This is a genomic window from Mesorhizobium sp. M7A.F.Ca.ET.027.03.2.1, from assembly GCF_003999175.1.
Classification (GTDB): domain Bacteria; phylum Pseudomonadota; class Alphaproteobacteria; order Rhizobiales; family Rhizobiaceae; genus Mesorhizobium.
Map to the genome: position 1 here is coordinate 1 of NZ_RZOM01000113.1, position 9,284 is coordinate 9,284.

At 61.8% G+C, this 9,284-nt stretch carries 7 protein-coding genes and 1 pseudogene; 4 read left to right on the top strand and 4 right to left on the bottom strand.

What is annotated here, in order from left to right:
- Positions 1-157 precede the first annotated feature (157 nt).
- Together EN750_RS07650 and EN750_RS07655 are read left to right on the top strand one after the other, a co-directional pair.
- Complete coding sequence (locus EN750_RS07650) at positions 158-511, top strand: cupin domain-containing protein (protein ID WP_127266678.1); 354 nt, start codon at positions 158-160, stop codon at positions 509-511.
- 331 nt (positions 512-842) lie between these two features.
- Entirely contained in the window at positions 843-1,496 is a 654-nt protein-coding gene (locus EN750_RS07655) for a hypothetical protein (protein ID WP_189526081.1), read from the top strand.
- Positions 1,497-1,645: 149 nt separating this feature from the next.
- On the opposite strand, the gene EN750_RS40520 is transcribed toward EN750_RS07655, so the two are convergent.
- Entirely contained in the window at positions 1,646-3,568 is a 1,923-nt protein-coding gene (locus tag EN750_RS40520; RefSeq protein ID WP_245482646.1) for a hypothetical protein, read from the bottom strand.
- A gap of 742 nt (positions 3,569-4,310) precedes the next feature.
- Here EN750_RS40520 and EN750_RS40525 point away from each other — a divergent pair.
- On the top strand, positions 4,311-5,075 hold the full coding sequence (locus EN750_RS40525; RefSeq protein WP_245482647.1) for an Arm DNA-binding domain-containing protein: 765 nt from the start codon (positions 4,311-4,313) through the stop codon (positions 5,073-5,075).
- A 12-nt stretch (positions 5,076-5,087) separates the two neighbouring features.
- Positions 5,088-5,627, top strand: a pseudogene (locus EN750_RS40530) (integrase); the annotation flags it as partial.
- A 365-nt stretch (positions 5,628-5,992) separates the two neighbouring features.
- Here the strand turns inward: EN750_RS40530 and adh are convergent.
- The 3 genes from adh to EN750_RS07685 all read right to left on the bottom strand — a co-directional run.
- Positions 5,993-7,510, bottom strand: a complete 1,518-nt coding sequence (gene adh / locus EN750_RS07675; protein ID WP_127396075.1) for an aldehyde dehydrogenase — start codon at positions 7,508-7,510, stop codon at positions 5,993-5,995.
- A 141-nt stretch (positions 7,511-7,651) separates the two neighbouring features.
- Positions 7,652-8,620 carry a helix-turn-helix domain-containing protein gene (locus tag EN750_RS07680; RefSeq protein ID WP_127396076.1) on the bottom strand — a complete coding sequence of 323 codons (969 nt, stop codon included), beginning with the start codon at positions 8,618-8,620 and terminating at the stop codon, positions 7,652-7,654.
- 156 nt (positions 8,621-8,776) lie between these two features.
- Positions 8,777-9,284: helix-turn-helix domain-containing protein (locus EN750_RS07685; RefSeq protein ID WP_127396077.1), on the bottom strand; the 508-nt coding region annotated here is incomplete at its 5' end.

Sequence of the window (9,284 nt, forward strand, 5' to 3'; positions counted from 1 at the left end):
TGCGCCAGTGACCCGCCGCACAGGCGGGTTTTTTGTTTGATGCACCGTCAGCCAAGGTGCCGGCCGTATGGCGCCGGCATTGCTCGCGGCAGGTGCATCGGTTATTTGACCGGCCAGGCAAACAACGCCACGCAATCCACCAAACGGAGCCCAGCACATGACACGCGAGACAATCCTCAAATTCGGCACCGTCGAACACGCGGACGCCGGCGATCTGGCTGGCTGGATCGTCGTCGAGGGCAAGCCGACCATGCAAACCGCCGTCCAGCACACGACCGAGGACGGCAAGGTGCTGTCGGGCACCTGGCGCGCGACGCCCGGTACCTACCACGCGACCTATACCGACTACGAGTTCGTGCACATGATCGCCGGCCGCATCATCATCACGCCGGACGGCGGCACACCGGTCGAGGTCGGTCCCGGCGATGCCTTCGTGGTGGAAGCCGATTTCAAGGGAACCTGGAAGATCATCGAGCCGGTGACGAAGCATTTTGTCGTCAGGGTTGGCTGAGGCGGGGTGATCCGTCTGGCCCGCCATGGTTCGCCATGGCGGAGCTGATCTCTGCATTCGCCCGGGCCTCGGCCAGGCCACTCCCCGGACTCCGGTCATTGGGTCATGAAGGCGTCTGCGGCGTCATCCACGGTCGGCCTCGACGTGAATGATACGGCACTCGCCAGCCAAGCGATCTCTCATCGGCGCTTACCAGCCAAATATCCTTGATACACCGGATCGATCCCCTAGTTCTTTCGGGGGCGCGGCAATCGCTAGGTTGCCTCGGGGGCAGCGGCGGTTCGGCCGTTCTGACTGCACGCCGCGGAAAGACGGTTGGACCGACGCATCCATGGAGGTCGTCGTGCGTCAATCGCGTGGATTCACCTGTGCGTATTTCGTCTTAGCTTGCTCGATCGCCGTAGTTTGCGCAGGAGCTGCAACCGGTGGTCAGCAAGGCGGAGGGCATGGCAACGGCGGCCATGGTTCTGGTGGCCATGGTGGCGGCGGAGGTCATGACGCCGGCGGCAACCACGGCGGCTCGCAGAAAGGGACTGGCGATGACCCCGGCGGCTCCAGTTCGTCGGCGGACGACGGCGAGACCAGCACAAGCGGCACTGCGGCAGCCCCGGGGACGGTAGGTCCGGCCACCGCTACTGCTGTTGCGTCCGCAAGGGGCGGACAGTCGCTCGACCTGCCGGCCGCTCTCCAGCCTCCCAGCGACAGCAACACTCAATCAACAGTCAGCCGAACCGAGGCGTTGCCGGGCGTCCCGGATAAAGTCGTTCGGGCCTGCCATGATGCCATCGAGTCGGCCGCCGCTCCGTTTGGGGCGACCAGCGTGCGCGTCGCCAGCGCGGGCTTCGTACATCAGTTGAGTCGGGCGACGATCTCGGCCCCTATCGAGGTCAGCATCGACTATGTGCGGCAAGGCAACGTGGAAACGCGGCAGGCGGCGATCCAATGCGAATTGGACGCGACAGGCAGCGTGATCGGCCTGACATAGCGAACCGCGCAGAACACCTCGCTGATGAAGCAGGGTGAATTCGAGGGGCCATTCATCTTTGGCCGAAATGGCAGCAGGCCTCGGGTGTGTTACCAAGGGTGCGGGGCATCAAAGATGGCCTTCCACGGAAGGGACCGCGCAGTCGGAAATCACTGCGGTGTCACGTGTCTTGGCAAGAGCGAATAAGGAAGTGTGATCGAACGCACCCGGGTCATCCGCGAAGGGTTGCGAACCTTGCCAGTCTTCTTGCTGACGGCCTTCACCTGGTTGGCTGCCGCGCGGCCAGAACGCGGCTTCAGGGGCGGTTCGATCTGCGCGCTGCGGCGCTCAGTCCTGAGCCTGTCGTTGTCCCCGCGCGCCGCAGCCAAGTCGCGGGCAAGAGAAACAGTGGCCTCGCGTTGCTCGTCCAGAGCCTCCTGAAGCTTAGCGACACGCACCAAAAGAGCTTGGGCGGCGGCTTCGCGCTCGATGCGGGCTCTGTCGAGATCCTCACGATTCATGACGGCTGTAGTACGTTCCCGTGCCAGAGCCTGTGCCGTCTCGGTTGCCGCCTGCTCGGCACGCTCTTTCGCTGAGACTGCTTTGACTCGCTCCAGTTCAGCCGCCTGGCGCTCGACGCGAGCTTCTTTCAGCTCCTCAACGGCCGCTGCTGCTGCAGCGCGTTCTCGTGCGAGCGTTCGCTCCGTGTCAGCTGCGGTCCGCTCCACTTGTTGTCTCGCTGTGACCGCGTCGGTCCGTTCCCGCTCAGCCGCAGCCGTACGCTTCATGAGTGCGGCATTGGCCAGTTTCGCTTCGGCGAGATCGCCACGAAGCAGCTCCGCCTTCCGGCGTTCGTCGTCGAGCATGCCGCTCGCCTGCGCCAGTGAAGCCTTGGCCGTGGCGCGATCCTCGGCGGCCTCGGTCTGAAGCTGTTCAATTTGGACGCGCGCTTGCGATAAATCGCGCGCCTGCCTTTGGGCCTGCTCCTGCTCGAGATGAGCAGCGGGCATCTCCTCAAGGACATAGCTGGTGGCCTCGCTCAGCATCGTGCGGGCATCTCCCGCAATGCGCCGCAACGCGTCAAGAGTGCGGGCCGCCGCGAGTTCATTGCGCAACCGCTCCTCGCGCGCGTCATCGGCAGCTGCCATGCTTGCCCTCAGCGTGTGGATCTGCTTGCTCGCCTCGAGGAGCGCTCCCTGCAGAGCGGCGCTCCTGGTACGCTCGCCTTCCGCCGCCCGGTGCTCCTGGTCGGCCAATTGTCTCGCAGCGGCGGCCTGAGCACGATCCGTCCCGGCTTGCGCCTGGCTAACCGTGAGATCCGGGCCAAGCAATTCGGCACTCGCCTGAAGTTTCAACGGGCGCGAAAGGTCTCGATGGGCCTGGTCTTGGGTTTGCGAGATGGCTGAAGCGGTTTCGACCCAGATTTGTCTCATCATCGCATAGCCAATCGGCGCGGCCAGACAAATGGCGGCGAGACCCAAACGCGATACAAGAACGATCGGCCTGCGAACGACAGGGTTTGAGGCAGGCGCCATGGCCGGGTCGGGATCTCCCATCTGAGCTGTGAAATTCAAACCGCGATCCGCAGCATAGGCCAACGGAGCAATTTTTGGCGGTGAAGCTCTATGGCGCAATTGGTCCCATGCCGACCCGCAAATCCGCTTCCCATGTTCCGCGATCGCGCTGATGGATGCTGCAAGCCGGCCAGACTGCACACTGTTCGGTGCAGGAGCACCGGTCACCAACGAGCTCCCGCTGGGTTCGGATGTCGCGGCGAAATGCTCGATTCGCACTCCGAACCGAGAGTAGTTGGTATTTTGAGCCCGAACATCCAGGCCGACCGCATGCAAGGGGTTGGCAGCCTTGGAAGAAGCAGGTCCGGCGACAAGTCCGGCCGGGCTTTCCCATTCCCAAGAAGCCTCGTCGGCGATACCGGATCTGCCTTCGTCAAACGCTGCAAGGCGGCTCCGTCGCACCGCGGCAAGGATACGCCGGAGCACAAGATAGACGCCCACCGATGCAAGCGTCACCACTGCGATCAGAATGGCCAAATTTACGTCGTCTGCATACATTTCGGCAAGATAATTTGGCATTGCCGTGCCCGTGCGTTCTGGGGTGTATCGTCAAGTTCGTAAAGCGATGTCTGGTCATCCGCCTTGGTATTGGCCAAGGCTTACCGCCCTCGAAACGTCGCTTTCGTCGGGATCCTTCTGGTACTTGCGAATTGTTGCGGATGACGGGGCGCCGGTCGCGCGCTGATAGATCGCCGCAGTTGATATTCCTTGGCGGGCAATGGCCGATCAAGGACACATGCAGGGCCCTGAGACGCCGATTTGCGCCTCTGCATATCAACCTCGCGAGAGTTCGCCGGTGCGGACAATTCGCCACTTCCCGGCTCTTGACTGTCCATCATGAACTTTAAGCTAGGTCACAGCGCACCACGGTCAACCATCACCTCGCAATGATCCTGCCGGCAGCCTTCGGCCAGACAAAAGGGCCATTGTAGTGCCCGCTCTTCGTAGCGAAGCTGGATTGTTCGGCGATGCATTCCCGCCGAGCTTAGAATTCGTTGCACTGTTTCGCGAAAAGTACGACGTCAGTTGCTAAGCTGGTGAAAAGCGTGGTGATCCCGACAGGAATCGAACCTGTGACCTACAGATTAGGAATTTGTCAGACGGCCTTTCCTGTTGTTTCCCAATGCCGGTCGTTGTACGATTTCGACGGTTCTAACATATTCAAGTTGTTGTGGTTTTCGTACGGCGCGGCTATCATAGCGTAGGCAAACCGACAAATCAAATCCGATGCAATCACCGTACTAATGCCGTACTAAATCTCATGACAGACCTTCGACTCCCCCTTACCGACCGCGCCGTTGCAAGCCTCCAGCAGGCGTCTTCGGGCCAATATTTTGCTCGGGACACCGACCTGCAGGGCTTCATGGTGCTCGTGGGCAAACGGAAGAAAACATTCGTCGTCCAGGGTGATCGAATGAAGGCGGGCAAGCGTCTTTCCGTCCGGATGAAGGTAGCCGAAGTTGGAGAACTCACAACGCGCGCGGCGCGGGCGAAGGCCAAGGACATTCTCGGCAAGATCGCCAACGGCGTGGACCCTCGCGCGTCGACGCGCAAGCGGGACGGCGAAGCTGCAGCGGCTGATTTGCCTTCGATTGCGAACCCCACGCTTCGCATTGCCTGGGAGCGCTATCGCGACGGGCATATGAAGAACAAAGGCCGAAGCGATGGGACGATCAACAACTATCGTGATCACATCGAGCGACTACTGGCCGATTGGCTTGACGAACCCCTTTCCAAGCTGGGCAACGATCCTTCCCTCGTGACTGTGCGGCACGGAAAGCTCACCAAGGAGAACGGCGCCTACATTGCCAATGGGTGCATGCGAACGCTGCGCGCCGTCTACAATCATGCTCGTAAGGCTGCCCGCACGCTGCCTGCGGACAACCCGGTCTCAGCCATAGACTGGAACGCCGAACATCGGCGCGACACCGCGCTCGGGCTTTCGGATCTCAAAGAATGGTTCACCCAGCTCGCGGCCTTGAAGAATCCAGTTCGTCGAGAACTCCATCTGTTCATGCTGCTGTGAGGCCATCGCCCTGAGGCGATCAGGAAGGCGAGGGTCGAGCATGTCGATTTTCGCGCGCGTGTCCTGCACATACCCAGGCCGAAGGGTGGCGAGGTCAAGGCCTTCGACATACCGCTTTCGAACGCCATGGTCCGCTGCCTGGTTCGAGTGATGCGTATTGGCCGGGCGCTCTACGCCAAGCAATCGCGTGACTGGCTGTTCCCGGCCGAGAGCGAAAGCGGTCACATCATCGAGCATAAAGAGAAACGCAGCGATCTGTCGAAATGGGGGAATGACCTGCGGCAGACTTTCCGCACGATCGCGCAAACCGCGGGCATTGCGGAGCTTGATGTGCATCTTCTGATGAACCACTCGATCCCGGGCGTTAACGCAGGCTACATCACACGCAACAAGTTGCTGAGCGACCATCTGCGCCAGCAGCAAGAGGCCATCTCACGCCGAATGCTCGAAGCTGGCCGTTCGATACGAAGAGAAACGACGGATCGTGCATGTGCCTGGCCCGCACTTCCGAGCCGGCGAATACTTTCTGATCTGCTGAGCAGAAAGGACTAATTTAGCTTCATACGTGTCGGGGGTTCGAGGGGAGAGCGCTACATCGCAAGACCCACTATTGAGGGGGCGCTCTTTTGCTATCGTAAGCAAGCGTGACGGCAAGTCGGGATCGGCCTCACGAGGTTGAAAACCACGACTCGTCGCAATGATGGTAGGGGCATACAAATAAACGAAATCAAATAGTTATAAGAGCCCGTGTACAATAACTGCACACGAAAGTTCTCCTTCTCTTCCATCTCCGTTTTTGCGATGGGGTGGCCGAGAGGCCTCCTAGACCTGCGACCGTCCGGCACAACGCTAAAGAAGACCTGCACAGCAGCGCGGTCCAGACGGACCTCGCTGCTGTGACGGCGCCGCCGGAGTGATCAGAAGAAGCCGAGTTTCTTCGGGCTGTAGCTGACCAGCATATTCTTGGTCTGCTGATAGTGGTCGAGCATCATCTTGTGGGTCTCGCGGCCAATGCCGGACTGCTTGTAACCGCCGAACGCGGCGTGCGCCGGATAGGCATGATAGCAGTTGGTCCAGACGCGGCCCGCCTGGATGGCGCGGCCGAAGCGGTAGCAGCGATTTGCGTCGCGGCTCCAGATGCCGGCGCCGAGGCCGTAGAGGGTGTCGTTGGCGATCAACAGCGCCTCTTCGTCATCCTTGAAGGTGGTGACCGAGACCACCGGTCCAAAGATTTCCTCCTGGAACACGCGCATCTTGTTGTGGCCCTTGAACACGGTCGGCTGGACGTAATAGCCGCCGGCAAGGTCGCCCGGAAGTTCGGCGCGGCCGCCGCCGGTCAGCACCTCGGCGCCTTCCTGACGGCCGATGTCGAAGTAGCTCAGGATCTTATCGAGCTGCTCCGAGGACGCCTGCGCGCCGAGCATGGTGGCCGGATCGAGCGGATCACCCTGCACAATCGCCTGCACGCGCTTCAGCGCCGTCTCCATGAAGCGGTCATAGATCGACTCGTGGATCAGTGCACGGCTCGGGCAGGTGCAGACCTCACCCTGGTTGAACGCGAACATGACGAAACCCTCGACCGCCTTGTCGAAGAAGTCGTCATCTTCCGCGAGCACATCCTGGAAGAAGATGTTGGGTGACTTGCCGCCGAGTTCGAGGGTTACCGGAATAAGGTTCTGGCCGGCATATTGCATGATCAGCCGGCCGGTACTCGTCTCACCAGTGAAGGCAATCTTGGCGATGCGCGGTGACGACGCCAGCGGCTTGCCGGCTTCAAGGCCGAAGCCGTTGACGATGTTCAAGACCCCTGGCGGCAGAAGATCGCCGATCAGATCGGCCCAGAGCAGGATCGAGGCCGGCGTCTGCTCGGCCGGCTTCAGCACGACGCAGTTGCCGGCGGCAATCGCGGGCGCCAGCTTCCAGCACGCCATCAGCAGCGGGAAGTTCCAGGGAATGATCTGGCCAACCACGCCAAGAGGCTCGTGAAAGTGATAGGCAACGGTGTCGTCGTCGATCTGGGAGAGGCTGCCCTCCTGGCTGCGCAGTGCGCCGGCGAAATAGCGGAAATGATCGACGGCGAGCGGCACGTCAGCGGCGGTCGTTTCGCGGATCGGCTTGCCATTGTCCCAAGTCTCGGCGAGGGCGAGGAGGTCCAGATTGTCCTCCATGCGGTCGGCGATGCGGTTGAGGATCAGCGCACGTTCGGCAACGCTGGTGCGGCCCCAGGCGTCCTTGGCGGCATGCGCGGCATCGAGCGCGGCTTCGACATCGGCCGCGTCGGAACGAGCGACCTCGCACAACAGCTGGCCGTTCACCGGCGAATGATTGTCAAAGTACCGGCCGGCGCGAGGCTCGGCCCATTTGCCGCCGATGAAGTTGCCATAGCGCTTGGCAAAGGGGACCTTGACCGCGGGCGAAAATTCTACCTTGTTCATGTCTTCCTCCCGAAGGCGACGCCGCTGGATGCGGACGTTCCGGTTGAAAGCGTTGCGGGATGGATGCCGCAATGTCAGCCCCGTCCGGGCGCCGGACCAGGCCGACCTGTCGCAAAACTGCGACAGGTCGGGGCGCGAACATCAATGTGGGCGGCGGATGCCGAACCGGGCGAGTTTGCGATGCAGTGTGGCGCGAGAGATGCCGAGGTTTTGCGCGGCTGCGGAAACGTTGCCTTCTGACCGGGCAAGCGCGCGCTGGATGGCGGAACGCTCGGCTTCCGTCAAGTCTTCCGATGCCGCCGGCGCGTCGCCCAGGAGGTCGGCGGCGGGCAATGGCTTGGCCAGGCAATCCTGCGTGATGCCAAGCGCCAGCCGCGCTGCGCGGGTCGCCCCGACCACAAGGTCGTCGGCATCGACCGCCACCAACGCGCCCGTGCTCCTGTCGGCGACCGGTGCCAGCAGGATGCGCGCTTTCGGAAACGCCATACGGAAATTGTTGGCTTCGATACGTCGGGCGGCCTCATTGACAGCCATGGCGATGAGATTGACGAAGCCCTCTGTCAGGTCGGCCCGGCAGGACGACACGTCGAGCGCGGCGCAAAGGTTGCCTAAATGATCGTAGACTGGTGCCGTGGTGCAACTGAGCAGCGTGTTGCGGGTGAAGAAATGCTGATCACGGTGGATAGTGAGTGCGCGCTGCTCAACCAGGCACGTTCCGATGCCGTTGGTGCCCTCGCTGTGTTCACTCCACACCGAGCCGGTCCACAGGCCCCAGGAATGAAAGGTCTCGTCGTCGACCGGTGCGCCACGGCGATCGACCGGGACACCATCGCGATCAGCCAGCAACACGCAGCAGCCGACACCGCCGACGGCAAGATAGAGCCTGTCGAGACTGGACTGGGCGGCAGCGAGCAGAGCCTCGACCTTCTGCCGGGCGACGCTCAATTCGATGTCCGTCAACCGCCGGGGTGACTTCTGGCCTGCAGGATCAAGCCTGTGCAACGAGGCCGAGCGCCGCCACGAAGCGACCAGCGCCGATTTTGCAGCGGCATCCGATGCGATCGATGCTTGAACACGGTCCGCATGCAATGTGGCCATGTGCCGGTCCATCCTTCCTCCCGAAGCCTGAACGCCGATAGACTTGCCCGCTGTTTCCTCAGTCTTCCAGCGGCAAAAAATATTGTCCTCCGCGCTGCTATCTTGCTCTTGGTGCCCCGCTGTCAATTGGTCTGAAGTGCTAGAACCATCCAGGAGTCGGAGCGCAGCTCATTCGCTCATCGCATGAAGCGCATCATGCCTGACGATTTCGATGCTGCGCAGGCTGAGCAGGCGGATGACGCCCTTGTCCTTCAGCCGGGTGAAGATCCGCGATACCGTCTCGATGGTGAGGCCGAGATAATCGCCGATGTCCATGCGCGACATTGGTAGTTCCACCTGCCGCAATCCGCCCTGGCGCTCCGCTATGTCGACGAGGAACGCGGCGACGCGTTCTATGGCGCTCTGGCGACCGAGCACCAGAAGGTGTTCCTGCGCTCTGGTCAACCCCTTGAGCGCCAGGGGCAGCAACTGATGGGACATATCCGCTCCAGCCGTCAGGCGGAAGACGCGGACCCCGGTGGAATTGATCGCCTCAGCAAAGAAATGGTGCGTCGTGTCGGCCTCGAAGCCGAACGTCTCTCCGGCGAGGTGAAAGGCACTGATCTGCCGGCGCCCGTCAGCAAGCAGGCGGTAGACGCGGACGGCGCCGAACTCCACCTGGTAGAAGGCTCCGGCC

Bases quoted from the DNA above. Each gene is read 5' to 3' on its own strand.
- EN750_RS40525 (WP_245482647.1), top strand. From the start codon at position 4,311: ATGACAGACCTTCGACTCCCCCTTACCGACCGCGCCGTTGCAAGCCTC.
- EN750_RS40520 (WP_245482646.1), bottom strand. From the start codon at position 3,568: ATGCCAAATTATCTTGCCGAAATGTATGCAGACGACGTAAATTTGGCC.
- EN750_RS07650 (WP_127266678.1), top strand. From the start codon at position 158: ATGACACGCGAGACAATCCTCAAATTCGGCACCGTCGAACACGCGGAC.
- adh (WP_127396075.1), bottom strand. From the start codon at position 7,510: ATGAACAAGGTAGAATTTTCGCCCGCGGTCAAGGTCCCCTTTGCCAAG.
- EN750_RS07655 (WP_189526081.1), top strand. From the start codon at position 843: ATGGAGGTCGTCGTGCGTCAATCGCGTGGATTCACCTGTGCGTATTTC.
- EN750_RS07680 (WP_127396076.1), bottom strand. From the start codon at position 8,620: ATGGACCGGCACATGGCCACATTGCATGCGGACCGTGTTCAAGCATCG.